A 23895-nucleotide genomic window follows, 5' to 3' on the forward strand; every position below is an offset into this window, starting at 1 on the left:
TGCCAGCAGGGGGCCGGCGCGTCTATGGAGTGGCCATGCAGCACCAGAGACCGAAGATCGTGGACGTGGCGCGGCTCGCCGGCGTTTCCACCGCCACGGTCAGCCGCGTGCTCTCCAACCCCGACGTGGTGAGCGCCGAGACGCGCCGCAGCGTCGAGGAAGCCATCCGCCAGACCGGCTACCGCCTCAACCACGCGGCGCGCAATCTGCGCCACCGGCGCACCGGCGGCGTGGTGGCGCTGGTGCCGAACCTGTCCAACCCGTTCTTCTCGCAGATCCTCGCCGGCATGGCGGCGGTGCTGGCCGGCGCGGGCTATAATCTGCTCATCGCCGACAGCTGCGTCATGGGCGGAGAGGCGTTGCTGGCCTATGCCGAGCCGAGCCGCGCCGACGGGCTGATCGTGCTCGATGGCTCGCTTCCCGCCGAAGGGCTGAAGCGCCGCGTGCCCGTGGTGCTCGCCTGCGAATGGATACCGGGTATCCCAGCACCGCGGGTGAAGATCGACAACCGCGCGGCGGCGCGGGTGGCGGTGGAACATCTCATCGGCCTTGGCCATCGCCGCATCGGCCATGTCGCCGGCCCGCCCGGCAATGTGCTGAGCGAGGCGCGCCTTGCCGGCACCGAGCAGGCGCTCGCCGCCCACGGCCTGCCGGCGCCTTGCGTGCTACCCGGCGATTTCAGCCTCGATTCCGGCCGTCGTGCCGGTGCGATGTGGCTCGCTTTGCCCGCAGAGGAACGCCCCACGGCGATGTTCCTCGCCAGCGACGCCATGGCCTGCGGCTTCATCGGCGAGGTGCAGCATCGCGGTCTCGCCGTGCCGCGCGACGTGTCGGTGATGGGGTTCGACGATATCGAGTTGGTCTCCCACATGACCCCCGCCCTCTCCACCATCCGCCAGCCGCGCGAGGCGATCGGCCGGCGGGCGGCGGAGTGCCTGCTGGCGATGATCGGCGGCGCGGCGCCGGAGGGCGATATCGTGCTGCCAACGGAACTGGTGCTGCGCGCTAGCACCGCCCCGCCTGCAACCGTCGGACGGATCGTCGCGGCGCACGGGTGAACGCCGTGGCGCCCTTTCGGTAAGAAAGTGCCGAGCGGAGAGGGGCCCCTCACCGGCAGCGGCCTCCGGCCTCTCCCACGGGAACGATGCCCGATTGACCGCACCGGAAATTCCCCGCAGGTTCCCCGGTGGGGCACGGGAGGCATGCGCGGCGGGTTGGCCCGGCGCGCCCGAAGGAAGAGGCGTCCCGGCAAGGGGCGCGAGTGGGGGAAACCATGAGCGACGATGGAGAACTTGTACCGCCCGGCGGCCCCGGCGGCCCGGCACGCTGGACCTCGAGCGCCAAGGTGGGCGTCGGCACGGCGCGCACGGCGGCCAGCCGGCTGTGGTTCACCCTCAGCCACGGCATTCTCAACGAGATCTACTATCCCCGCGTCGACACCGCCTGCACCCGCGATTTCGGCTTTCTCGTCACCGGGCCGGACGGCTATTTCGCCGAGGAGAAGCGCGATGCCGACCATGAGGTCGGCGTGCTCGAACACGGCGTGCCTGCCTACCACCTGCTCAACACCGCCCATGACGGGCGCTGGCGCATCCAGAAGCAGATCCTCACCGATCCGCGCCGCGAGGTGCTGATCCAGAAGGTGACCTTCGAGGCGCTGATCGGCGACATCTCGGATTATCGCCTGTTCGCGCTGCTGGCGCCGCACCTCATCAATGCCGGGGCGGACAACACCGCCTGGCTCGGCGACTACAAGGGCACGCCGATGCTGTTCGCCTCCGGCCGGCGGGGCCAGTCGCTGGCGCTCGCCTGCTCGGTGCCGTGGAAGGCGCGGTCGGTGGGCTATGTCGGCACCTCCGACGGCTGGCAGCAGCTCAGCCGCCACGGACAGCTGGAAGAGCGATACCGCCGCGCCGAGTCCGGCAACGTCGCGCTCAGCGCCGAGATCGACCTTGCCGCCTGCAATGGCGAGATGCTGGTGGCGCTCGGCTTCGGCGCCCGACCGGAGGAAGCGGGCTTCCGCGCCGTGTGCAGCCTGCAGGAGGGGTTCGAGGAGCTGCGCCGCACCTATGTGCAGGGCTGGCGCAGCTGGCAGAGCACGCTGATGCCGCTCGACCATCCGCAGGGCCGCTCCAACATCAATGCCTACCGTGCCAGCACCATCGTGCTCGCCACCCACCAGCCCTATTCGATGCCGGGCGCCATCATCGCCAGCCTCTCCATTCCCTGGGGCTTCAACAAGGGCGACGAGGATCTCGGCGGCTATCACCTCGTCTGGCCGCGCGATCTCGTCGAGAATGCCGGCGGCCTGCTGGCGGCGGGCGCCTATGACGAGGCGAAGTCGGTGCTCGGCTATCTCCGCGCCATACAGGAGGCGGATGGCCACTGGTCGCAGAATGTCTGGCTGGACGGCGTGCCCTATTGGGGCGGCGTGCAGATGGACGAATGCGCCTTCCCGATCCTGCTTGCGGACATGATCCGCCGCAGCGGCCATTTCGCCCATGGCGAACTCGACAGCTACATGGACATGATCACGCGCGCCGCGCGCTTCATCGTCCTCAACGGCCCCGTCACCGGCCAGGACCGCTGGGAGGAGGATGCCGGCTATTCGCCCTTCACCCTGGCGGCGGAAATCTCCGCGCTGCTTGCTGCCGCCGACATGATGGATATCGCCGGCCGGAGCGCGGATGCGCGCTATCTGCGCGAGAAGGCCGATGCGTGGAACGACTCCATCGAGCACTGGACCTTCGCCACCGGCACCGACCTCGCCGACCGGCTCGGCGTCGAGGGCTACTATGTGCGCATCGCCCCGCCGGAGACGGCGGACGCGGCCTCCCCGCTCGACGGCTTCGTGCCGGTGAAGAACCGCCCGCCCGCCGACACCGACCGGCCGGCGGCGCAGCTGATTTCTCCGGACGCGCTGGCGCTGGTGCGCTTCGGCCTGCGCGCGCCGAATGACCCGCGCATCCTCGACACCATCAAGGCCATCGACGCCGTTCTCAAGGTGGAACTGCCGCAAGGGCCGGTCTGGTACCGCTACAATGGCGACGGCTATGGCGAGCATGAGGACGGCTCACCCTTCGACGGCACCGGCATCGGCCGTGCCTGGCCGCTGCTCACCGGCGAGCGGGCGCATTACGAGATCGCCGCCGGCAATCTGGTGCGCGCCGGCCAGCTTCTGGTCACGCTGGAGGATTGCGCCGGCCCCGGCGGGCTGCTGCCCGAACAAGTGTGGGACCAGGACGACATTCCCGAGCGGGAGCTCTACAAGGGCCGGCCTTCGGGCAGCGCCATGCCGCTGGTCTGGGCCCATGCCGAGCACATCAAGCTGATGCGCTCGCTGCATGACGGCAAGGTGTTCGATACCCCGCCGCAGACAGCGCAGCGCTATCTCGTCGACAAGGTCACCTCGCCGCGCCGGCTCTGGCACTTCAACCAGAAGCTCCGCTCGCTGCCCGCCGGCCTTGCCCTGCGCATCGAGCTGCCGGCGCCCGCCGTCATCCACTGGTCGCTCGACGGCTGGACGACCAGCCAGGACACGCCGACGCATCCCACGAGCTTCGGCCTTCACATCGTGGATCTGCCGACCACGCTGCGCCACCACGGCCGTCATCTGCGCTTCACCTTCTTCTGGCCTGAAGCGGACAAATGGGAAGGCGAGGATTACAGCGTCGTCGTCGACGGCGACGGAACGCTGTTCCACGCGGCGGCGGACGAGCCGGAAGTGAGTCGGCGGGTTGCGGAGCCCGCGCGCAGCGATGTCGAGGGAGGGCAGGCATGACGGAAGCAACGAGCACCGCAGGCGCGGCGGCAAAGCCCGGCATTCTGGCGGCGGATGTCGGCGGCACCGGGCTGAAATGCGCGGTCATCGACGATCACGGCACCATGCTGTCCGAGCGCGAGAAGGTCGACACGCCCCATCCCTGCCACCCGGAGGCGCTGCTCGACGCCTATGCCGGCATGGCGGCCAAGCTGCCGGCCTTTGACCGCATCTCCATCGGTTTTCCCGGCGTGGTGCGCAACGGCCGGGTGCTGACCGCGCCGAACCTCGGCACCGAGTTGTGGGCAGGCTTCGCGCTGGCGGAGGCGATGGCGGCACGGCTCAAGGCGCCGGCAAGGCTGATCAACGACGCCGAGATGCAGGGCTATGGCATCGTCTCCGGCAAGGGTCTGGAACTGGTGATGACGCTCGGCACCGGCTGCGGCACGGCGCTGTTCCGCGACGGCGATCTCATGCCGCACATGGAGCTGGCGCACCATCCGGTGCACGACAACCTGACCTATGACGAATATCTCGGCGTGGCAGCCTATGAATCACACGGCAAGCACCACTGGAATCACCATGTGAAGCGGGTGATCGAGCTGCTCTATGTGCTGCTGCACTACGATCATCTCTATCTCGGCGGCGGCAATGCCAAGCATGTCGAAATCGAGCTGCCGGCCAATGTCAGCCTCGCGAGCAACGATGCCGGCCTCACCGGCGGCGCCGCGCTCTGGCGCAAGGGATGAGGGGAGCGAAGGTCTGCCCCCGACCGCCCTCATCCTCGGGCTTGACCCGGGGACCCAGCCCTTCCGTCCCCACACGTCTGATCGCGTATCCATGCCTCAAGCGCCGTGCCGCTCTGGGTGCCCGGGTCAAGCCCGGGCATGAGGAGGGGAGAATGGAGCGCCGGGGCGGGGCGCCTGAGCTCAATCAGCCCTGTCCATCCCGTACGCCCTCATCCCCGGGCTTGACCCGGGGACCCAGCACTTTCCCGCGCGCAGGGCGAATCGCCAAGCTTATTCCCCGGCCGCCCCCACTTGGTGCGCGGGTCGACCCAAGGCATGGCGGCCCTTGAAAGCCTATTCCACCACTTCCGCCGCTTGCAGCACGGCCTGCAGCAGCACATCGGTGCCGGCGCCGGCCCATGCCGGCGTGATGTCCTCCGCCTCGTTGTGGCTGAGCCCATCGACGCAGGGACAGAAGATCATGGCGGAGGGCATGGCCTTTGCCACCCAGCACGCGTCGTGCCCGGCGCCCGACACCATGTCGCGGTGGGAATAGCCGAGCCGCTCCGCCGCCGCGCGCAGCCCGGCCAGCAAATCCTCGTCGAAGGCCGTGGGGTCGAAGGCGCCGACCTCCGCGATCGCCACCCCGATGCCGAGTTCCGCGCCGATGGCGCGCGCCGCCTCTTTCACCTGCTCCGCCATGGAGTTCAGCGCCGCCAGCTCCGGATGGCGCAGATCGGCGGTGAACACCACCTTGCCCGGCAGGATGTTGCGCGAGTTCGGCGCGAACACCAGCTGACCCACCGCGCCGACGGCCTTCGGCCCGTGGGCGCGGGTGATCGCTTCAATGCGGTCGATGATACGCGCCGCGCCGAGGCTGGCGTTGAGCCGGCGGTCCATCGGCGTGGTGCCGGTATGGGCCTCGCGCCCGGTGAGCGTCACCTCCACCCAGCGCAGCCCCTGGCCATGGGTGACGATGCCGATATCGACGCCTTCTTCTTCCAGGATCGGCCCCTGCTCGATATGCAGCTCGAAATAGGCGTGGCCTTTGCGCTGGCCCACCGGTTCCTCGCCCTTGAAGCCGATGCGCTCCAGTTCGTCGCCGAAGCGCAGTCCCTGCGCATCCGTGCGATCATAGGCCCAGTCCAGCGTGTGGACGCCGGCATAGACGCCGGAGGCAACCATGGCGGGAGGAAAGCGCGAGCCTTCCTCATTGGTCCAGTTCACCACCTCCACCGGCCGGCGGGTGCGGATGCCGAGATCGTTCAGCGTGCGCACCACTTCCAGCGCGGCGAGCACGCCGAGCACGCCGTCGAACTTGCCGCCTGTCGGCTGAGTGTCGAGATGCGAGCCGATGAGGATCGGCAGGGCGTCCGCGTCCGTGCCCTCGCGGCGGGCAAACATCGAGCCCATGGCGTCGATGCCCACCACCATTCCGGCCTCCTCGCACCAACGCTGGAACAGCAGGCGTCCCTCGCGGTCGGCATCGGTCAGCGCCTGCCGGTTATTGCCGCCAGCGATGCCGGGGCCGATCTGCGCCATCGCCATGAGGCTTTCCCACAGCCGCCCGCCATCGACACGCATATTGCCGGTCTGCTGGTTCATGCTGGTGGTCTCCCTCTGCGCGGATGCGGTCTGTCGTCTGGCTCATAGCCGGCTTCGCGCCCATTGGCGCGGTGAAAATAGGCGGCGGCATGATCGGCGAAACGCCGCAGCAGGCCGTCGCGGGCGCCATAGCGCGAGGCGAGTACGATGCGCAGCGGCCGCACAGGCCCGGCAATCCGCAACGTCTTCACCCGGCGCCCGTCATAGGTGGTGGCGGAGGGTGGGCGCATCACCAGCAGGGTGAAGCCGAAGCCCGCCGCCACCGCGCTGCGCACCGCTTCCAGCGAGGTCGAGACATAGGCGATGGGCGGCGCAATCCCGCCTTCCGCCAGCAATTCCTCGAAATAGGCCCGGCTGCCCGGACCGTCGAGCATCACATAGGGTTCGTCCGCCAGCTCGTGCCAGGAAACCGCGCGGCGTCGCGCCAGCCTGTGGTCGGCCGCCACCACCACGCTGGGTTGGAGCGCGGCGAGTTCGCGCCGGGGAAGGTCGGAGAGATCGGCGCCGCGGTCATAGGTCAGCGCGAGGTCGATCTCGCCGCTGCGCAATGCCTCGGCCAGCGGGGTCAGCGCCATTTCCTTCTGCCGGATGACGACGCCCGGCGCCTGCCGCGCGAAATCCCGCATCAGGTCGGCGGCGTAGAACGGCGCCAACGTCCAGAACACGCCGAGCCGGATCTCTCCCGTGGTCTCGGCCGCCAGCGCCCGCGCCTCGCGCTCCACCTGCTCGGCGGCCAGCGCCAGTGCCGTGGCGTGGCCGAGAAAACTCCGTCCCTGCAGGGTCAGCGTCAGCCCGCGGGCATGGTGGCGCTCGAACAGGGTAAGGCCGAGCGCCTGCTCCAGCTTTGCCAGCGCCTGGGCGATGGAGGGCTGGGCGATATTGAGCACCCGCGCCGCCTGGGCGATGCCGCCCTGCTCGGCCACCGCGCGGAAATAGGCGATCTGGCGGAGCGTGTAGCGAACCATATTCTAGCTGTCTCGATGCTCGGATAATTGAGCTTTTATCTATGTTAGGAGCGTTGCACCCTTGGGTTCAAGCCTTTGACGCGGCCGGACCCCACGCGAGGATGACGCTCATGAGCCTTCCGCCGATCGCCCTGTCGTCGCCCGCCGCCGCGCTGCTCGCCGCCGCCGCCCGTCCGTTCGAGGACGCGGTCGCCATGCCACCGGGCGTCTATACCAGCCCGGATTTTCTCGCCCGCGAGCTGGAGACCATCTTCGCCCGCGAATGGATCTGCGTCGGGCGGGCGAGTTCGCTGGCAAATCCCGGCGACTATCTGACCTATGAGCTGGCCGGCCAGCCGGTGATGGTGCTGCGCGACGGCGAAGGGCGGCTGCGGGCCTTCTCCAATGTCTGCCTGCACCGCATGTCGACCCTGCTGGAAGGAACGGGCAACCGCCGCGCCATCGTCTGTCCCTACCACGCCTGGACCTATGGCCTCGACGGCCGGCTGCGCGGGGCGCCGTTCATGGCGGAGACCACCGGCTTCTGTAAGGAGGACTATTCTCTCCCCGCCATTCGCTGCGAGGAATGGCTCGGCTGGATCTATGTCACGCTGGACGAAGGCCGGCCCGGCGTCGCGGAAAGCCTCGGCGCGCTGGAGGCGATGATCGCGCCCTACCAGATGGAGAACTATGTCGAGTGCTTTCGCGAGACCCATGTGTGGGACACGAACTGGAAGGTGCTCGCCGAGAATTTCATGGAGAGCTACCACTTGCCGGTCTGCCACGCCGCCACTGTGGGCGGTCATTCCAAGCTGGAAGAGATGGAGTGCCCGCCGGGCCTGCCGGCGTTCAACTATCACTGGATCACCAAGGAAGCCTCGCTGCCGATCGGCAATGCTCACCCCACCAATACGCGGTTGGAGGGGCGCTGGCGCAAGACGACGGCGCTGCTGGCGCTCTATCCCAGCCACCTTATCACCCTCACGCCGGGCTATTTCTGGTATCTGTCGCTGCACCCGCAGGGGCCCGACAAGGTGTCGTTGCTGTTCGGCGGCGGGCTCTCGCCGGAGTTCATGGCCGATCCGCGGGCGGACGAGTATGTCGCGACGTTGAAGGGGCTGCTCGACGAGGTGAATGTCGAAGATCGCGGCTGCACGGAGAAGGTGTTTCGCGGCATGAAGGCGGACCGCGCCCGCGCCGGCCATCTCTCCTATCTGGAGCGGCCGATCTACGATTTCATGCAGTACATCGCCGCGCGCACCGCCGGCTTCGAGCGCCGTTTCGCCGCTGCGGCCGAGTGAGGGGGCCGGCTTCGGTTTTTCCTATCCAGCGGCTTGGAAATTCGTGCTTTGCCGCGCCGCTCTGAGGCGTCACCCTGCGGGCGTCCCGTTTTGCTTGCGCCGGCCGCCCATGAACGCTTCACGCCCGATCGAGATTCTGGAACGGCTGATCGCCTTTCCCACCATCAGCCGCGAGTCCAATCTCGCGCTCATCGACTATGTCCGCGCGCTGCTGGCGCCGCTCGGCGCCCGGCTGACACTCGTGCACAATGCGGCCGGCACCAAGGCCAATCTTCACGCGGTGCTCGGCCCCTCCGGCGGTGGGGGAGTGCTGCTCTCCGGCCATACCGATGTGGTTCCCGTCGAGGGGCAGGCATGGAGCACCGATCCGTTCCGCCTCACCGCGCGGGGCGATCAACTGCTCGGGCGCGGCAGCTGCGACATGAAGGGCTTTCTGGCCTGCGCGCTCGCGGCGGCGGAACTGGCGGCGACGCGGCGGCTGGAACGGCCGCTGCACCTTGCCTTCAGCTATGACGAGGAGATCGGCTGCGTCGGCGTGCGCGGCCTGATCGAGCGCCTCGTCGGCGCGCCCGACCTGCCGGCATTGTGCATCATCGGCGAGCCCACAATGCTGGAAACTGTGGTCGCGCATAAGGGCAAGCTGGCGGCCCGGCTCACCTGCCGGGGAAAGGAATGCCATTCCAGCCACGCGCCGGAAGGGCTGAACGCCATCCACCTTGCCGCCGACATGCTGGGCGAGATGCGGGCGATGCAGGACGAACTGGCCGGCGGCCCGCAGGACGACGCCTATGCCGTGCCTTTCACCACCGTCCATGCCGGCACCATCCAAGGCGGCACCGCGCTCAACATCGTGCCGAACGCCTGCACGGTGGAGTTCGAGATCCGTAACCTGCCGACCGATGATCCCACGCTTTTGCTGGAACGGCTGTTCGACAAGGCGGCCGAGCTGACGCGGGCAACCGAGGCGCGCTTTCCCGGCACCGGCGTCTCCATCGACATCGTCAACGCCTATCCCGGGCTGGAAACGCCGCCGGAGGCCGAGGTGGTGGCGCTGCTGCGCCGGCTCAACGGTCCCGGCCCACTGCGCAAGATCGCCTTCGGCACCGAGGGCGGCCTGTTCCGCGAGAAGCTCGGCATCCCCGCCGTGGTGTGCGGCCCCGGCGACATACGCGACGCGCACAAGCCGGACGAATATGTCAGCCGCGACCAGCTCGCCCGCTGCGCGGTGATGCTGACCCGCCTCGTCGACGAGATCAGCGCCTGAGGGGACGCGTCGGATTGCCTACCGCACCCGTGTCAGCCGGGCGCGGGCGACGAGGAGCGCCAGCAGCGCCGAGGCGGCGCAGGTGAGCGCCGCGAGGTCAACGGCGTGGGAGAAGGCAGTGAAAGCGGCCTCGCGCAGCGGCGTTGCCAGCGCTTCAGGCAGCTTGGCCGCGCCGAACACGGCCGCGTCCAGCGTGCGCTGCGCCGGCTCCAGCAGCGCGGGGGGAATACCTTCCGGCAGGAGCGCGGCCTCCATGCCCAGCCGGTAGCTTGCCGCCACCAGGCTGCCGAGCACGGCGATGCCCATGGCGCCGCCGAACTCGAAGCTGGTTTCCGAGATGCCGGACGCCGCCCCCGCGCGCTCGGGCGGGGCGAGGCGCATGACGAGATCGGTGGTGAGGGTGCCGGCCGGGGAGAGGCCGAGGCACATCAGCACGATGGCGCCCATCAGCAGCCCCATGGAAGGCTCCGCCCGCAGCTGGGTGAGCAGCAGGAAGCCGGCAATCGCGCAGACGAGCCCGACCGAGAGCACGTCCACCGGCCGCCAGCGCCGCACCAGGCGTGGCGTCGCCATGGAGCCGAGGGCGAAGCACACGCCGGAAGGCGCGGTCCAAAGCCCCGCCTCCAGCGGGCTCATGCCGAGCACGAATTGCAGATATTGCGAGATGAACACGAAGATGCCCATCACCCCCATCATCGCCAGCACATTGATCGCCAGCGCCGCGCCGATGCCGGGATGGGCGAACAAGGCGAGGTCGATCATCGGGTCGGCGAGCCGCTTCTGCCGCGTGAGGAAGAAACCGACGACGACAAGCCCCAGCGCCAGCGCCACGGCCGCCTCCAGCCCCGGCCCATGCTCGGCGACGCGCTTCATGCCATAGACCAGCGCCAGCACGGCGATGACCGATTGGGCGGCGCTGAGAATGTCGAGCCGGCCCGCCTTCTCGTCCCGATATTCCGGCAGCAGCAGCGGCCCGGCGACCAGCAGGGCGAGCATGACGGGAACAGCGGCGAGAAACACCGCGCCCCAGCCGAAATAGGTGAGGATCACCCCGCCCACCAGCGGCCCCAGCGCCGCGCCGGCGGAGAAGCAGGCGATCCACACGCCGATGGCGAAGGTGCGCTCGCGGTCATCGAGGAAGATGTTGCGGATGAGCGAGAGTGTCGAGGGCGCCAGCGTCGCTCCGGCAAGGCCGAGCAAAGCGCGGGCGAGGATGAGCTGCTCGGCGCTGCGCGCCATGGCGGCGGCGATCGAGGCGAGCGCGAAGGCCGCCGCGCCGATCAGCAGCAGCTTGCGCCGGCCGATGCGATCGCCCAGCGTGCCCATCAGCATCAGCGCGCCGGCGACCATGAAGCCGTAAATATCGATGATCCACAGAAGCTGTGCCGCCGAGGGCGCGAGATCGAGCGCGAGATGCGGCACGGCGAGATTCAACACCGTGAGGTCCATCGCATAGACCGCGCACGGCAGCGCGATGACGGCGAGCGCCAGCCAGTCGCGCGGGCTGGCGCGGTGGAAGCTGGGGGATGTGGCGGCGTACATGGGGCGCTTTCTACCGTTTCAGAAGGCGCAATCGGGCGTCTTGCTGGATGACCTGGGCGCGTGCATAACTGATCGTGCAACCTCCGGCCAGTTGAGCCGGTGGGGAGGTCCGCAGTCGATAAAGGTGGGCGTTGAGAGTAGCAATTCTGGCCTCGTACTCGCTTGCCACCTTTCCGGGCCTCTACAATATCGCCCTGGGGCTAAAGGCCGGGGGGGCCGATGTTCTCGTCGCGTCTCGGGAGAGCCCGGTAGGCCTGCAGCCTCCGATGGAGGGCATCGCCCACAGCCCCTTGCCACGCAAGTTGAACCGGAAGGGCCTGCGCGCGCTCGTGCAGCTGCATGCGGATGGGGTGTCGATCCTCGCCCGCTTCCAGCCGGACTGGATCATTGCCGAACACGAACTGGCCGTGACGGCGCTTGCCTACAAGATGGCGTTTCCGTTCCGCCGCCCCCGTGTCGCCGGCTATTTCTGTGACTATTATGACAACCGCCACATGGATTTTATTGGCCGGATGGCCTCGCGGCTCGATGCCTATGTCGATGTGTGCGATCTGCGTCATAGCTGGCGGCGGCGCGACTGGCCGAAGCTGACGGCACCGGGTTTCGTTGTGCGCAACTCGCCTTTGCTGAGTGCATTGAACCCTGTGCCGCACATTGCCGTGCCGGGCGTGCCGCCAAGGGTTCTTTTCACCAGCTCCTTCCACGTCCTGGAGTCGATGGATCGGGCCCGGCTGACGCGGTTCCTTGATCGTCTGTGCTCCCGCGGAATCGCCTTTGACTGGTATTTCTTTGGAGTCCCCGACAAGCCAGAACTGGCGCGTCAGCAGCTGGAGACCGCACGTACGCTTATCTCGCATCCCCTTTATCGGGTTTTCGAAGCGGTGGAAAAAGCCGAACTCTATGCCCGCCTGCCCTATTACGATGTCGGTCTCCACTGGGCTCCGTTGGTGGAGGCGGTGAACGGCTCTCCTTTCTGGAAGGCCTATTTCCTCTCCGCCGCGTCCAACAAGGTGGGGGAATACATCGCCGCCGGCCTTGCCGTCGCCTATGCCGGCAATCCGGGCCTGCGCTACCTTCCTGAATCCCTGTCGGTCGCCTTCGACCCCACCGATCCGCAACAGGGGGCGGACCAGCTTGCCGATCGCCTGCACGATGCTGCGTGGCTGGGGGCGGCCCGCGCGGCAGCGCTTCGCTATCACCGGGAGGAGATGAACGCCGAGGCGCAGACCGCTCCGTTGATCCGCCACATTCTTGGCGAGCCGGCGGCGGACTGACGAGCGGCGATAGCCTCACGCCATCAGCGCGCGTACGCCCTGCGCGATGAGCACCAGCCCGCCGAGGATCACCACGGCGTCGAGGACCCGGATATGCGCGCCCTCGGAAAGGGTGCCGACCAGCCGCTTGGCGAGGAACACGCCCGGCGTCGCCGTCGCGCCGATCAGCACCGCCATCACCCACGAGGTCAGCGGCAGCGTCCCCGCCGCCTGGAACACGCCGACCTTCACGACACTCAGCACCAGCGAAATGCCAGCATCGGTGGCGATGACAGCCGCGCCGTTGAGACCTGCGGCCAGCAGGATGGAGAGCAGCACGACGCCGGTTCCCGCCGTGCCGCCCATCAACAGGCCGAAGCCGGCGCCCGCTACAGTGAGGCCGTAGCCGGAGAGATGACCCCTCACCCGCGCCAGCCAGTGGCGGGTGGGAATCGCCAGCATCAGCACGGTGCCGATCACCACCGACACACCGGCGCCGGAGAGGCGCGTATAGCCATAGGCGCCCAGTGCGGCGGTCGGCAGCGCCGCCGCGACGAGGAGCGCCGCGCGGCGCGGGTCGAAGGAGCGGCGGAAGGCGAGAAGCCGGCTGGTGTTGGAGAGCAGGGAGGAGGCGGCGATCACAGGTACCACCGCTTCGGCTCCGATGATCGGCAGCAGGATCGGCGGCAGCAACAGCCCCGGCCCATAGCCGGTGACGCCGCCCGCCACCCCGGCGACAAAGGCGACGGCGGCGACCAGAAGGTAATGCCACAGGCTCACATCACCGAACATGGCGGCGCCCAGTCGGTTGGGGGAGGCCGACGCGGATCACGGCAGGAAGGCGCCGCCATTGACGTGGACCGTCTGGCCGGTGACGAAGCGGGCCTGCGGGCCGGCGAGATAGGCGACCATCGCCGCCACCTCCTCGGCCGTGCCCTCGCGGCCCAGCAGGGTCTGGTTGCGGGCATGGTGCGCCGGGTTCTTCTCCGCCGAGGCGTGGCTGCGGTCGGTGCCGATGCGGCCGGGCGAGACGAGATTGACGGTGACGCCGCGCGGCGCCAGCTCCACCGCCAGCGCCTTGGTCAGCCCGTCCAGCCCCGCCTTGGCGGCGACGACATGGGCGCGGTTCGGGGCGCCGGTATAGGCGGTGAGCCCGCCAATATTAATGATGCTGCCGGCAGGGGAAGCCGCCAGATGCGGGATGGCGGCGCGGCAGAGCAGGAAGGCGCCGTCGAGGCAGATGCCGGTGATCTCGCGCCATTCCGCCAGGCTCATCGCCTCCACCGGCTTTTCCCGGCGGATGGCGGCGTTGTTGACGAGAACGTCCAGCCGGCCGAAGCGCTCCAGCGCATGCTCGACGATGAGATCGGCGGAGGATTCGCGCGCGACATCGGCCAGCACCACCGAGGCCGGGGCGCCCATCGCTTCCAGTTCGTGCACCACCGTCTCGGCCGCGTCGCGGTCGGAGCGGGCGACGATGACCACCGCCGTCCCCGCCCGCCCCAGCGCATGGGCGATGGCGCGGCCGATATTGCGCGAACCGCCGGTGACGATGGCGACGGGGCGGGAAGCGCCCTCAGCGGGTGAACCGTTCATGCGCTCTCTCCCAGCGCGACCTTCCCGCCGGCGGCGAGGGTGTCGATGGCGGCGTGCAGGGCTTCCGCCGCCGCTGCGTCGCCGCCGCCATAGGCGATGTTGGCGTTGAACTTGGCCAGCAGCTCGGCGTCCGAGAGCGGTTCGCGCGCGCCGCCGCGCATGTGCGGTTGGCGGATTTCGCGCACCGAACCGTCGGTCAGCGTCGCCCGTAGATGGCCGGTGAAGTTGCTTGGATATTCGTCCGCGGGGTCGATGACGTAGGAAATCTTCGCCGCGAGCGCCCGCACGTCGGCGCGTGCGGTCTGTGCGTCGGTGAACTGCACCAGCCCCGCCGCGCCGTCGAGAAAGCCGACCGCCATGCAGAACGGGGTGGAGAATTTGGCGGCATAGCCGTTCGGCACCGCCTGCTTGGCGGCCAGCGGCTCCCAGAGCCGATGCACCGTGCCCTCGCCGACCTTGCACACGAGGCTGACGATCTCCTCCGCCCGCACCCCTTGGCCGGCGAGCGCGATGGCGCAGTCGATGAAAGGCTGGGTCATGGTTCCGCAGGCATAGGGCTTGAAGGCGATGGTCGGCATGATCCACTCGTCGCCCAGCCCCTCCAGCAACGGCGCGAAATTCGCCGTCTTCGAGGGGGCGAAGGCGCGGAAGAAGCCGTGGTCGCCCTCGAACACGCTGGCCGGGCCCTTGAAGCCGCCCTCCGCCAGCAGCGCGGCGCGCAGCCCCGCCTGCGCCGCCGCGCCGGGGTGCAGCCGCTTGGTCCAGGAGCCGTCGGCGAGATATTCGATGATGCCGGAGGCGAGGCTGCCCGCGATGCCCAGCGCGTGCGCGAGCCGTGCCCGGTCGAGCCCGATCGCCGCCCCCGCTGCCACCGCCGCCGCCATCGCGCCGATCACCGCGGTGGGGTGGAAGCCGGCCTTGTGGATCGCCTGCGGCGCGACGAGGCTGAGGCGGCTCATCAGTTCGGCGCCGATGGCGATGGCGCGCATGACCGCCGTCCCGTCCAGGCCGCGATGCTCGGCGATGGCGAGCGCGGCCGGCACCACCACAACGCCGGCATGCACCGGCCCGCCCTCGAAGGTGTCGTCATAATCCTCGCCATGCGCCGCCGTGCCGTTGACCAGTGCGGCGTCATAGAGGTTCAGCCCCTGCGCATGGCCGATGGCGGTGCAGGGCCCGGTGCCGGCGGCGCTCGCCAGCGCGGCGCTTGTGTAGGGCTCGTGCCGGGCGGCGAAGGCGAGGCCGCAAACATCGAGCAGCAGGCGCCGGCTCACCGCCTCGGCGGCCGGGGGCGGGGCGGCGCTGGCGGCAAAGCGAGCCAGACGGCCGGCGACGGTGTCCTCGGAGAGCGCGCGGTGCTGGTTCACGAATGGGTTTCCTGCAGCTGGGTCCGGCGCGCATCGCGGTATTCGCGCGCCAAGGAGAAGACGATGAAGAACAAGGCGGCGCCGAGCAGGCCGACGGCGATCGGGTCCTCGATGAAGATGCGGAGGTCTCCACCGGAGAGGACGAGCGAGCGGCGATAGCTCGATTCCACCATATGGCCGAGCACCACGCCGAGAATCATCGGCAGCACCGGGAACCGGGCGATGCGCATGAGATAGCCCACCAGCCCGAGTGCGAGGGCAAGGCCGAGATCGAACGGGCTGTTGTTGAGCGTGAACAGGCCGGAGAGGATGAGGGCGAGGATGAAGCCGGCGCGGTAGGGGCGCGGCCGGTTCACCAGCCACACGCAGGCCGGCAGGATCAGCACGCCGACGCCGATCTGGGCGATGATGGCGATGAACGAGCCGACATAGAGGCTGTCGATCACCTGCGGGTTCTGCTCGAACAGGCGCGGGCCGGGCAGCAACCCGTGCATCAACAGCCCGCCCAGCAGCACGGCGGTAGAGTTGGAGCTGGGGATGCCGAAGCTCAGCAGCGGGATCAGCGCGGTGGAGGCGACCGTGTTGTTGGCGGCCTCCGGCGCGGCGATGCCTTCTTCCGAGCCCTTGCCGAACTTCTCCGGCGTCTTCGACCAGCGCCGCGCCTCATTATAGGACATGAACGCGGCGACCGATCCGCCCCCGCCCGGCGTCAGCCCCTCGAACAGGCCGAGAATGCAGCCGATGATCTGCGAGCGGCGCAGCCGGCCCATCATGTCCCAACTGGGGAGCCGGATGCGGATCGAATTGCCGAGCTGGGTGACCGAGGTGGAACCGGACTGGCTCATCAGTTCCGTCAGGGCGAACAGCCCGACCATCACCACCACGGGCTCGACGCCGCTCAAGAGGTCCGCGACATCGAAGGTGAAGCGGGTGACGCCCGAGATCGGGTCGGTGCCGACCGTGGCGATCATCAGCCCGATGACCGCCGAGGCGAGGCCCTTGAGCAGCGACTCCCCGCTCATCGAGGCGATGACGCTGAGGCCGAGAATGCCGAGCGCGAAATAGGAGGTCGGGCGGAAGGCCAGCGCCAGCCAGGACAGCGGCTCGGTCAGCAGCGCCAGCATGGCGAGGCCGAACAGGCTTCCCACCACGCCCGACATCAGCGAAATGCCCAGCGCCTCGCCGGCGCGCCCTTGGCGGTTCAACTCGTAGCCGTCGATCACGGTGGCGGCGGAGGAATTGGTGCCGGGGGTGCGGATCAGGATGGCGGGGATCGAGCCGCCATATTCCGCGCCGATATAGACGCAGGCGAGCAGCGCGATCGCCATCGCCGGGTCCATCGTGTAGGTGAAGGGCAGCACCAGCGCCATGGTGATCGAGGCCGAGATGCCCGGCAGCGCGCCGCCGAGAATGCCCCAGGTCAGGCCGAGAATGGCGACCGGCACCAGCGGCGTGGCGGTGAGAAGATGCAGAATGTCCCAGAAGGTGGTCACGACAGCCATCCCTGAAAGAGGGAGCCGGCGGGCTGGTGCACCCCCAGCAGCTTGACGAAGATCGCCCAGTAGAGCGTCGCCCCGCCCAGCGCGGCGGTCGGCAGCACCCAGCTGCGGGCGGCGCCCTCATAGAAGGCCACCGCGCCGATCAGCATCGCGACGGAAAGGAAATAGCCGAGGAAGGGCAGCAGCAGCACATAGGCCCCGCCGATCAGCAGCAGGCCGATGGCGCGCGGCAGCGAGGCGCCTTCCTCTTCCTCGGCCGCGACCTGAGGCACGCGCGTGCGGCGGGCGGAAAGGTCGGCGAAGGCGGTGCGCACCAGCAGCGCCAGCCCGATGAAGGCAAGCAGCATGGCCAGCAGCCGGGGCAGGCCGGTGGCGCCGATTTCGTCCGACAGCGTGCTTTCGGCAATGGTGCCGGTGGCGGCGTAGTAGCCGGCGGCGAGGGCGAGAAGCACGCCGCCGCTGAGATAGTCCTGTCTCATGATCCGTTCCTCGGGGGGCGGAAGGTGCCGCCGGCCCCGGCCCGGAGGGGGCGCGCAGGGCGGGCATTGCGGCAAGCGGGCGACGCTGGCGGGAGGCCGCCGGCGTCGCCGCGGCGGCTACTTCACCGCGCCGGTTTCCTTCAGGAACGCCTCGGTCGTGTCGGCGAAATTGGTGATGAAGGCCTGGTACTGCGCGTGCGGGATATAGTTGGGCACCAGCACCTCTTCGGTATAGCGCGCCTTGTAGTCGGGGTCGGCGAGCACGTTCTTGATCGCCTCGTCCCACACCTTGGTGACATTGTCCGGCAGGCCCTTGGGGCCGGCCAGGCCGCGGAACTTCACCAGCGTCACGTCGAAGCCGCTTTCCTTCACCGTCGGCACGTCGGGCTTTTCCGGAATGCGCGCGGGGTTGAATGTGGCGAGCAGGCGGATCTTGCCGGCGTCGATCTGCGAACGCAGCTCCTGAATTTCACCGATGCCGATGTCGAGCGTGCCGTTGAGCACGTTCAGCATCATGTCGCCGCCGCCCTCATGGGTGACGATGGCGGCGTTGACGCCGGCGGCGCGCTTGAGCTGCTCGGCGGCCTGGCGCTCCAGCGAGGCCGGGTTGGCGGCGCCCCAGCGGCCGCGCTCCTTCTTGGCCTTGTCGATCACGTCCTGCAGGGTTTTGAACGGGCCGTCGGCGCGGGTGTAGATCACCTCGCTGTCGGCGAACAGATTCACCAGCGGCTCCAGGTCCTTATAGGTGGCGGAGGGCTTGGAGAGCAGCGAGGTGTAGATATAGGTCGGCGTGGTGGCGTAGAACACGCTGCCATCGGCCGGCGCGGCGGCGACGCGCGCCACCGCCTTGGCGCCGCTGCCGCCCTGCACGTTCTCGACGATGAAGGTGGCGCCGATATATTTGCCGAGATATTTCGACAATTCGCGCAGGAACACGTCGCTGCCGCCACCGGGGCTGGAATGGGTGACGAGGGTGACGACCTTGTGTGGATAGGCGAGGGGTTCGGCCTTGAGGCTGAACGTACCGAGCCCCACGGCCAGCACGGCGCTCAAGAGGCCGGTCAGGGTCTTTCGCATGGACTTCCTCCCAGGAGTGCGGGGCCGCCTCTGCCGGGCGATCTCCCGATGATGATGTGACGGTTGCGGCGGCACGCGCCCCTTGGCGCGGGCGTGCGTCGCCGGGCTTCGGGCACCCTTGGCCGGGCGCCTCTCCTTGAACGCTTCAGATCAGGCGCTTTGTTCCTCGGCCAAGCCGGCGGGGGCAGAGCGGGCGAGAAGCCGCTCCTTGCCGCGCTCGACATGGTCGAAGCTCGTCTGGTAGGCGCGCGCGGTGTCCCGGCCCTCAATGGCCGCGACGATGCGCGCATGTTCCTCGTTGGAAAGCTCCAGCGTGTTGCCGGTCATCAGATTGCCGGCGCGGTAGAGCCGCAGCTGCTTCACCAGCCCGCGATACTGCGCCGTGAGCACGCCATTGCCGGCGCGCTCGACGATGAAATCGTGAAAGGCGAAGTTTAAGGGGTAGTAGCGGTCGAAATCATGCGCCTGCGCGGCGTCGGCCATCTCATTCAGCATGCCGCGCAGCCGGGCGATCACCTCCGGCTCGGCGCGGGCGGCGAGAAGCTGCGCGGCATAGCCGAACAGCGCCGCGCGCACGCCATACATCTCCACCACCTGGGTGATGTCGAGGCTGCGGATAAAGACGCCGCGATTGGGCAGCAGTTCCACCAGCCCCAGCGCCTCCAGCGACCGCAGCGCCTCGCGCACCGGGCCGCGGCTGACGCCGAAGGTGGCGGCGAGCTGGTTCTCGTTGATCCGCCCGCCCTCGCTCAGCCGACCATCGAGGATCATGCTCTCGATCTCGCGCTCCAGCAGCATAGGGAGCGAGGTGAGGCGCAGGAAGCTGACATCATGGGCGGCGGAAGAGGTCATGCACGGAAGCCTACGCCTCCCGTTCAAAGTGTCAACAATTTAATGTCGCCATATTGCATTCGACATGTGGGCTTCCACGCGCCAAAAAAAGACCCCGGCGCGGGCGCGCTGGGGTCGAGGAGAGGCCTTCGGGGCCGAAGGCCTTGGGGAACGGGGAGTCCTCAGCCGCAGGAGGCGGGGGCGTGATGGTCGAGCGCCTCAAGATCGAGGAAATGCCCGGCACGGTCGCGTTTGGCGGCGAGGTAGCGGATATTGTCGGCCCCGCGCCGCCCATACAGCCGCTCGACACCCGAGACCTGCAGCCCCGCCCGGCTCAGCGCCGCGATCTTCTCGGGGTTGTTGGTCATCAGCACCACGTGCTCATAGCCGAGCTGCCGCAGCATGGCGGCGGCGAAGTCGAACCGGCGGGCGTCGAGGCCGAAGCCGAGCGTCTCGTCCGCTTCATAGGTGTCGAGCCCGTCGCTCTGCAGGCGGTAGGCGCGCATCTTGTTGGCGATGCCGTTGCCGCGCCCTTCCTGATCGAGATAGAGCAGCACGCCGCCGCCCGCCTGCGCCATGGTGGCCACCGTGGTGCGCAGCTGGTCGCCGCAGTCGCAGCGCAGCGAGCCGAACAGGTCGCCGGTGAGGCAGGCGGAGTGCAGCCGCACCAGCACCGGCCGCGCCGGGTCCGGCGTGCCGACCACCACCGCTACCTGCTCGCGCATGCCCTCGCCGCCGCGGAACACGACGAATTCGCAATTGCGCGCGGTGAGCAGCGGCACCGGAGCGCGGGAGACGATTTCCACCCGCGTCGCGCGGTCCTCGCCATAGCGGGTGATCGCCTCGGCGCGCACGGTGAGCGCCGGCAGGGTCAACGCCGCCGGGGCGAGGGGGCCGACGAGCACGGCGGGCAGCATCAAGGCGAGGGTGGCAAGATGCAGCGCCGCCGCACCGGCCGCGTGCGCCTCGACGAGTTCGGCACCGAGCGTCTCCCCCTTGGCGCCGACCAGATCCTGCGCGCTCAAGGCCCGCACCCGCGCGCTCCCCAGTTCCGAGACCGGCAGCGCCATGGGCCGCGCTTCGTCCGGTCGGCCGAGCGCCCGCAGCCGGGCGGGGGTGAGCACCAATTGCAGCGCGCCGCCGACAAGCGCGTCCAGCGCCGCGAGCCGCTCCGCATCGGCGAACTCCGCGCTCGCCGCCAGGAAGAGTCGGCCGCCTTCGGCGAGGATGACGGGCCGCCCGGCGCGCATTTCGGCGATGGCGCGCTCCGCCTCTGTCAGGGTGGCGTCGCCGAAGAGGCTCGCAATCGTGCCGGCGGTCGTCGCGCTGCTGCTCATTGAAAAATCTCCCGCTGCACCATTTCCGTGTCTTGCACGTAGTAGCTACGGATATAGGGCGCCAACGGACCAGCAACGCTGGCGGCCCTTGATCGTTCAGAGGATCGAGATGCACAGAGCGGGGGGCCTTGCGTGAATCGTCGCGAAACACCGATCGACCCGCTGGCGGCGCTTTATGAGCCGCTGCTGCGGCCGCGCGCCACGCCCTATGTCATCGCCCAGCTCGGCCAGTCGCTGGACGGGCGGATCGCGACGCCGACAGGAAAATCGCGCGATATCAACGGCCTCAGCGGCCTCGACCATCTCCACCGGCTGCGCGCCCTCGTCGATGTGGTGGTGGTCGGCGTCGGCACGGTGGTGGCTGACAACCCCCGCCTCACCACCCGCCGCGTGCCCGGCCGTAGCCCCGCGCGGGCGGTAATCGACCGCAGCGGCCGCTCGCCGCGCGACGCCAAATGGCTCGCGCCGGACGGCTGTCACAGAATCGTGTTCACCCATAATGACGCCGGCTGGCCGGAGGCGGTCGAGCGCATCGGCCCGACGGACGAGCCCGATATCTTCGAGCCGGCTAAACTCGTGGCCGCGCTGGGGGCGCGTGGCCATCGCACCATTCTGGTCGAGGGCGGGGCCTCGACCGTCTCGCGCTTCATCGATGCCGGGCTGGTCGACCGGCTGCATGTGTGCGTGGCGCCGATCATTCTCGGCTCCGGCCGGCCGGGCCTCGCACTTCGTCCCATCGACGGGCTGGACGGGGCGCTGCGCCCGCGCGTCGATGCCTATCTTCTCGACGACGGCAATATTCTCTGCGACTGTGATCTGCGCGGAACCGGCGAGGGAGGGACGTATGTCGGCTTCGGATCGGAACCTGCCTGAGGCGCGCTTTCGCTACGGCCCCACCGCTCGCGCCCTGCACTGGGTGATCGGCCTCTTGGTGATCGGCCTCATCCCGCTCGGGCTCTATATGGTGGCGCGCGGGGAAGCGACCGGCTTCGATGCGCTGACCGGCTCGCTGTACAGTCTGCACAAATTCGTCGGCTTTCTCGTCCTGTGGCTGGTGGTGCTGCGGGTGCTGGTGCGGCTGCGCCGGGGGGAGCCGGTACGGGTGGCGCCGCTGACGCCGTTCGAGCGGATCGCCTCCGCCGCCGTGCATGCCGCGCTCTATCTGCTGCTGCTGGTCGTGCCGCTGCTCGGCTGGGCCGGTGTGTCGGCCTATCCCGCGCTGAACGTGTTCGGCCTTTTCGACTTGCCGGCCCTCATCGGGCCCGACGAGGCGCTGGCCAAGCGGATTCTCGGCCTGCACGGGCTGCTGGCGCAGCTTCTCGGCGTGCTGGCGCTCGCGCATATCGCTGCCGCGCTCTACCACCGCTTCCTCAAGCGCGACGGGGTGATGGCGCGGATGTGGCCGCCCTTCTGAGCGGTGCGCTGCGGTCAGAGATGACCGAACACGTCGCGATGGCCGATCCGCACCTTCTGCGCCCCCGCCTGCGCGTTCGACCAGGCGGCGAAGGCGGCCTGTCGCTCAGGTTCGATCTCGCCCGCCGCCTGGGCAAAGCCGTCGGTCAGCGCGCGGATGAGTTCGGCCTCCGTGGGGCCGAGCACCCACGGGCTGGGGAGCGAGCCATAGCGGTAGCCATACTGGCGCAGCAGCTGCGCCAAAGCCTCGCTTGAGGCCGGGCCGAGCGCCGGCCCGAACCCCTTGTCGCCGCGCTGATGGCGGTTGAAGGCGGCGATCACCCGGCCGTCCAGCGGGTCGGCGGGCTGCCATTCCGCCTCGCCATCATAGTTCAGCACGGCATAAAGCGGCAGCTTGCCCGCCGCCAGCGCCGCGACGAGGCGCTCCAGCCAGCTTTCCGACACGAGATCGAGCAGCGCGGCGGCGGTCACAAGCTCCGCACCTACAGCGTTGAAGTCGAGATCGCGGCGGGTGAGGTCGGCGCGTTCGAAGCTCACCACGATCTCCCGCCCGTCGCGCCGCAGCCGCAGCCGCTCGCCATCGGCTTGCACCTCTTCCGCCCAGTCGGCGAGGCTTTCGCGCGCCCGCTGCAATAGCGCCGCATCGCCGTCGATCAGGTGCCAGTGCTGGCGCGGCGGCAGGTCGGCGGCGAGGCCGCGCAGATTGGAGCCGGTGCCGCAGCCGAGATCGACAATGGTGAGCGCGTCACGCCCGGCGAAATGCGCCCGCACCCGCGCGGCGAGCGTGGGATTGCGGGAGGCGTGGTCCACCTTCTCGCGCAAAGCGAGCCAGTCGGCAGCGAAGCCGCTCATCGGGGCATCTCCTTCAGGGCGGCGAGCAGCGCCGCGGCGGTCTCGGTCCAACTGGGCAGGGTTTGGGCGTGGCGCCACGCCGCGTCGGCGAGCTGCCTGCGCCGGGTGGTATCCTTGAGCAGAACGCGCAGCGCGTCGCGCAGGCTCCGCACATCGCCGGGCTCCGTCAGCAGCGCGGCCTCCGCCGGCACCGTATCAGGAATAGCTCCGGCGCGGGTGGCAAGGATGGGCAGGCCGCGCGCCAGCGCCTCGGTCAGCCCCATGCCATAGCCCTCGAACAGCGAGGCGGTGACGAACAGGTCGGCGGCGTCGAATTCGCCGGCCAGCGCCTCGGCCGACAGCGCCCCCGTCAGCCGGACGCGGGCGCCGAGCCCATGGGCGGCAATGAGCGCCGCCACCCGTGCGGTCTCGGCGGGGTCGCGGTCGGTGGCGCCGACGATGTGGCACTGCCAGTCCTGCGCCGTCAGCTCCGCCAGAGCCTCGACCAGCACGCCATGCGCCTTGCGCGGGATCACCGAGCCGACGGCGAGCAGCCGCGGCGGCCGGCCCGTGCCGGTGGCGCGCGGGGCGCGGTCGGTACCGGGCACGGCGACGTGCAGCCGGCTTTCCGGCACGCCGTAGTCGCGCATCAGGTCGCGCGCCGTGGCGGGGCTGGTGGTGATCACCGCCGCTGCCTCCGCCAGCGCCGCCTTTTCGCTGGCGTGAAGCTGCGCCCGCTGGTGGTCGCTCAGCCCGGCTTCCAGCGCCAGCGGATGATGCACCAGCGCCGCCACAGGCCGTCCAAGCCCGCGCAAGAGCGATGCTGGCAGGGCGCCGAGCGCAAGACCGTCGATCAGCACCGGCTGGCCCGGCGGCAGCGCGCGCAGCAGGGCGGCGCTGACCTCCAGCTCCCCCGGCGAGGGGAAGGGAAAACCCTGGGGTAGCGCGACATGGGTCAGCATCCCGCCGGCGCGGACGGCTTCGGCCATCACCCGGCGGTCATAGGCATAGCCGCCGGTCGGTAGGTCGAGGTCGCCGGGTATGGCAAAGGCAAAGTCGGTCACGCCC

Annotated in this window: 21 protein-coding genes; 8 read left to right on the forward strand and 13 right to left on the reverse strand. The window is 69.2% G+C overall.

Annotated elements, in window-relative coordinates:
* The first annotated feature begins 35 nt into the window (after positions 1 to 35).
* The 3 genes from ACO07Z_RS13245 (at position 36) to ACO07Z_RS13255 (ending at position 4509) form a co-directional block, all read left to right on the forward strand.
* Complete coding sequence (locus ACO07Z_RS13245; protein ID WP_421699132.1) at positions 36 to 1058, forward strand: LacI family DNA-binding transcriptional regulator; 1023 nt, start codon at positions 36 to 38, stop codon at positions 1056 to 1058.
* A 215-nt stretch (positions 1059 to 1273) separates the two neighbouring features.
* Positions 1274 to 3781 carry a glucan 1,4-alpha-glucosidase gene (locus ACO07Z_RS13250; RefSeq protein WP_421699133.1) on the forward strand — a complete coding sequence of 836 codons (2508 nt, stop codon included), beginning with the start codon at positions 1274 to 1276 and terminating at the stop codon, positions 3779 to 3781.
* The gene (locus ACO07Z_RS13255; protein ID WP_421699134.1) at positions 3778 to 4509 is read left to right on the forward strand and encodes an ROK family protein; all 732 of its coding nucleotides are present in this window, start codon (positions 3778 to 3780) and stop codon (positions 4507 to 4509) included. Before ACO07Z_RS13250 ends, ACO07Z_RS13255 begins: the two co-directional genes overlap by 4 nt.
* A gap of 333 nt (positions 4510 to 4842) precedes the next feature.
* Here the strand turns inward: ACO07Z_RS13255 and ACO07Z_RS13260 are convergent, their stop codons facing one another.
* The gene (locus ACO07Z_RS13260; protein WP_421699135.1) at positions 4843 to 6093 is read right to left on the reverse strand and encodes a Zn-dependent hydrolase; all 1251 of its coding nucleotides are present in this window, start codon (positions 6091 to 6093) and stop codon (positions 4843 to 4845) included.
* Entirely contained in the window at positions 6090 to 7058 is a 969-nt protein-coding gene (locus ACO07Z_RS13265) for a LysR family transcriptional regulator (protein ID WP_421699136.1), read from the reverse strand. Before ACO07Z_RS13265 ends, ACO07Z_RS13260 begins: the two co-directional genes overlap by 4 nt.
* 110 nt (positions 7059 to 7168) lie before the next feature.
* On the opposite strand from ACO07Z_RS13265, the gene ACO07Z_RS13270 reads away from it, so the two are divergent.
* Together ACO07Z_RS13270 and argE are read left to right on the forward strand one after the other, a co-directional pair.
* Entirely contained in the window at positions 7169 to 8338 is a 1170-nt protein-coding gene (locus ACO07Z_RS13270; protein ID WP_421699137.1) for an aromatic ring-hydroxylating oxygenase subunit alpha, read from the forward strand.
* A gap of 109 nt (positions 8339 to 8447) precedes the next feature.
* A complete protein-coding gene (argE, locus tag ACO07Z_RS13275; protein WP_421699138.1) occupies positions 8448 to 9602 on the forward strand; it encodes an acetylornithine deacetylase in 1155 nt (384 codons plus the stop codon).
* 18 nt (positions 9603 to 9620) lie between these two features.
* Here argE and ACO07Z_RS13280 read toward each other — a convergent pair whose 3' ends face one another.
* Positions 9621 to 11144, reverse strand: a complete 1524-nt coding sequence (locus ACO07Z_RS13280; protein ID WP_421699139.1) for an MFS transporter — start codon at positions 11142 to 11144, stop codon at positions 9621 to 9623.
* Positions 11145 to 11410: 266 nt separating this feature from the next.
* Here ACO07Z_RS13280 and ACO07Z_RS13285 point away from each other — a divergent pair, with 266 nt between their 5' ends.
* The gene (locus tag ACO07Z_RS13285; RefSeq protein WP_421699140.1) at positions 11411 to 12418 is read left to right on the forward strand and encodes a hypothetical protein; all 1008 of its coding nucleotides are present in this window, start codon (positions 11411 to 11413) and stop codon (positions 12416 to 12418) included.
* Positions 12419 to 12433: 15 nt separating this feature from the next.
* Here the strand turns inward: ACO07Z_RS13285 and ACO07Z_RS13290 are convergent, their stop codons facing one another.
* The 8 genes from ACO07Z_RS13290 to ribA form a co-directional block, all read right to left on the reverse strand.
* Entirely contained in the window at positions 12434 to 13189 is a 756-nt protein-coding gene (locus tag ACO07Z_RS13290) for a TSUP family transporter (RefSeq protein ID WP_421699141.1), read from the reverse strand.
* 36 nt (positions 13190 to 13225) lie between these two features.
* The gene (locus tag ACO07Z_RS13295; RefSeq protein WP_421699142.1) at positions 13226 to 13993 is read right to left on the reverse strand and encodes an SDR family NAD(P)-dependent oxidoreductase; all 768 of its coding nucleotides are present in this window, start codon (positions 13991 to 13993) and stop codon (positions 13226 to 13228) included.
* On the reverse strand, positions 13990 to 15360 hold the full coding sequence (locus ACO07Z_RS13300; protein WP_421699143.1) for an MmgE/PrpD family protein: 1371 nt from the start codon (positions 15358 to 15360) through the stop codon (positions 13990 to 13992). Before ACO07Z_RS13300 ends, ACO07Z_RS13295 begins: the two co-directional genes overlap by 4 nt.
* Entirely contained in the window at positions 15357 to 16853 is a 1497-nt protein-coding gene (locus tag ACO07Z_RS13305; RefSeq protein ID WP_421699144.1) for a tripartite tricarboxylate transporter permease, read from the reverse strand. The genes ACO07Z_RS13300 and ACO07Z_RS13305 overlap by 4 nt, the downstream gene beginning before the upstream one ends.
* Positions 16850 to 17338 (reverse strand): tripartite tricarboxylate transporter TctB family protein, encoded by a 489-nt coding sequence (locus ACO07Z_RS13310; protein ID WP_421699145.1) that lies wholly within the window; start codon positions 17336 to 17338, stop codon positions 16850 to 16852. The genes ACO07Z_RS13305 and ACO07Z_RS13310 overlap by 4 nt, the downstream gene beginning before the upstream one ends.
* A gap of 117 nt (positions 17339 to 17455) precedes the next feature.
* A complete protein-coding gene (locus tag ACO07Z_RS13315; RefSeq protein WP_421699146.1) occupies positions 17456 to 18415 on the reverse strand; it encodes a tripartite tricarboxylate transporter substrate binding protein in 960 nt (319 codons plus the stop codon).
* Between the two features lie 150 nt (positions 18416 to 18565).
* Positions 18566 to 19267, reverse strand: a complete 702-nt coding sequence (locus tag ACO07Z_RS13320; RefSeq protein ID WP_421699147.1) for an FCD domain-containing protein — start codon at positions 19265 to 19267, stop codon at positions 18566 to 18568.
* A gap of 161 nt (positions 19268 to 19428) precedes the next feature.
* Complete coding sequence (gene ribA / locus ACO07Z_RS13325; RefSeq protein WP_421699148.1) at positions 19429 to 20583, reverse strand: GTP cyclohydrolase II RibA; 1155 nt, start codon at positions 20581 to 20583, stop codon at positions 19429 to 19431.
* Positions 20584 to 20715: 132 nt separating this feature from the next.
* On the opposite strand from ribA, the gene ACO07Z_RS13330 reads away from it, so the two are divergent.
* Together ACO07Z_RS13330 and ACO07Z_RS13335 are read left to right on the forward strand one after the other, a co-directional pair.
* Positions 20716 to 21456, forward strand: coding sequence for a RibD family protein (locus tag ACO07Z_RS13330; RefSeq protein ID WP_421699149.1), 741 nt, complete (start codon positions 20716 to 20718; stop codon positions 21454 to 21456).
* Complete coding sequence (locus ACO07Z_RS13335; RefSeq protein WP_421699150.1) at positions 21428 to 21997, forward strand: cytochrome b; 570 nt, start codon at positions 21428 to 21430, stop codon at positions 21995 to 21997. The genes ACO07Z_RS13330 and ACO07Z_RS13335 overlap by 29 nt, the downstream gene beginning before the upstream one ends.
* A 14-nt stretch (positions 21998 to 22011) precedes the next feature.
* Here ACO07Z_RS13335 and ACO07Z_RS13340 read toward each other — a convergent pair whose 3' ends face one another.
* The gene (locus tag ACO07Z_RS13340; protein WP_421699151.1) at positions 22012 to 22848 is read right to left on the reverse strand and encodes a class I SAM-dependent methyltransferase; all 837 of its coding nucleotides are present in this window, start codon (positions 22846 to 22848) and stop codon (positions 22012 to 22014) included.
* The gene (locus ACO07Z_RS13345) at positions 22845 to 23891 is read right to left on the reverse strand and encodes a glycosyltransferase family 4 protein (protein ID WP_421699152.1); all 1047 of its coding nucleotides are present in this window, start codon (positions 23889 to 23891) and stop codon (positions 22845 to 22847) included. Before ACO07Z_RS13345 ends, ACO07Z_RS13340 begins: the two co-directional genes overlap by 4 nt.
* Positions 23892 to 23895: the final 4 nt, after the last annotated feature.

Origin of the sequence: Ancylobacter sp. (assembly GCF_965229075.1) — a bacterium.
Taxonomy (GTDB): Bacteria; Pseudomonadota; Alphaproteobacteria; order Rhizobiales; family Xanthobacteraceae; genus Ancylobacter.

What these genes read in the sequence shown, in the direction of transcription:
- ACO07Z_RS13245 (WP_421699132.1), top strand. Translation starts at nt 36, where the DNA reads ATGCAGCACCAGAGACCGAAGATCGTGGACGTGGCGCGGCTCGCCGGC.
- ACO07Z_RS13250 (WP_421699133.1), top strand. Translation starts at nt 1,274, where the DNA reads ATGAGCGACGATGGAGAACTTGTACCGCCCGGCGGCCCCGGCGGCCCG.
- ACO07Z_RS13255 (WP_421699134.1), top strand. Translation starts at nt 3,778, where the DNA reads ATGACGGAAGCAACGAGCACCGCAGGCGCGGCGGCAAAGCCCGGCATT.
- ACO07Z_RS13260 (WP_421699135.1), bottom strand. Translation starts at nt 6,093, where the DNA reads ATGAACCAGCAGACCGGCAATATGCGTGTCGATGGCGGGCGGCTGTGG.
- ACO07Z_RS13265 (WP_421699136.1), bottom strand. Translation starts at nt 7,058, where the DNA reads ATGGTTCGCTACACGCTCCGCCAGATCGCCTATTTCCGCGCGGTGGCC.
- ACO07Z_RS13270 (WP_421699137.1), top strand. Translation starts at nt 7,169, where the DNA reads ATGAGCCTTCCGCCGATCGCCCTGTCGTCGCCCGCCGCCGCGCTGCTC.
- argE (WP_421699138.1), top strand. Translation starts at nt 8,448, where the DNA reads ATGAACGCTTCACGCCCGATCGAGATTCTGGAACGGCTGATCGCCTTT.
- ACO07Z_RS13280 (WP_421699139.1), bottom strand. Translation starts at nt 11,144, where the DNA reads ATGTACGCCGCCACATCCCCCAGCTTCCACCGCGCCAGCCCGCGCGAC.
- ACO07Z_RS13285 (WP_421699140.1), top strand. Translation starts at nt 11,411, where the DNA reads ATGGAGGGCATCGCCCACAGCCCCTTGCCACGCAAGTTGAACCGGAAG.
- ACO07Z_RS13290 (WP_421699141.1), bottom strand. Translation starts at nt 13,189, where the DNA reads ATGTTCGGTGATGTGAGCCTGTGGCATTACCTTCTGGTCGCCGCCGTC.
- ACO07Z_RS13295 (WP_421699142.1), bottom strand. Translation starts at nt 13,993, where the DNA reads ATGAACGGTTCACCCGCTGAGGGCGCTTCCCGCCCCGTCGCCATCGTC.
- ACO07Z_RS13310 (WP_421699145.1), bottom strand. Translation starts at nt 17,338, where the DNA reads ATGAGACAGGACTATCTCAGCGGCGGCGTGCTTCTCGCCCTCGCCGCC.
- ACO07Z_RS13315 (WP_421699146.1), bottom strand. Translation starts at nt 18,415, where the DNA reads ATGCGAAAGACCCTGACCGGCCTCTTGAGCGCCGTGCTGGCCGTGGGG.
- ACO07Z_RS13320 (WP_421699147.1), bottom strand. Translation starts at nt 19,267, where the DNA reads ATGACCTCTTCCGCCGCCCATGATGTCAGCTTCCTGCGCCTCACCTCG.
- ribA (WP_421699148.1), bottom strand. Translation starts at nt 20,583, where the DNA reads ATGAGCAGCAGCGCGACGACCGCCGGCACGATTGCGAGCCTCTTCGGC.
- ACO07Z_RS13335 (WP_421699150.1), top strand. Translation starts at nt 21,428, where the DNA reads ATGTCGGCTTCGGATCGGAACCTGCCTGAGGCGCGCTTTCGCTACGGC.
- ACO07Z_RS13340 (WP_421699151.1), bottom strand. Translation starts at nt 22,848, where the DNA reads ATGAGCGGCTTCGCTGCCGACTGGCTCGCTTTGCGCGAGAAGGTGGAC.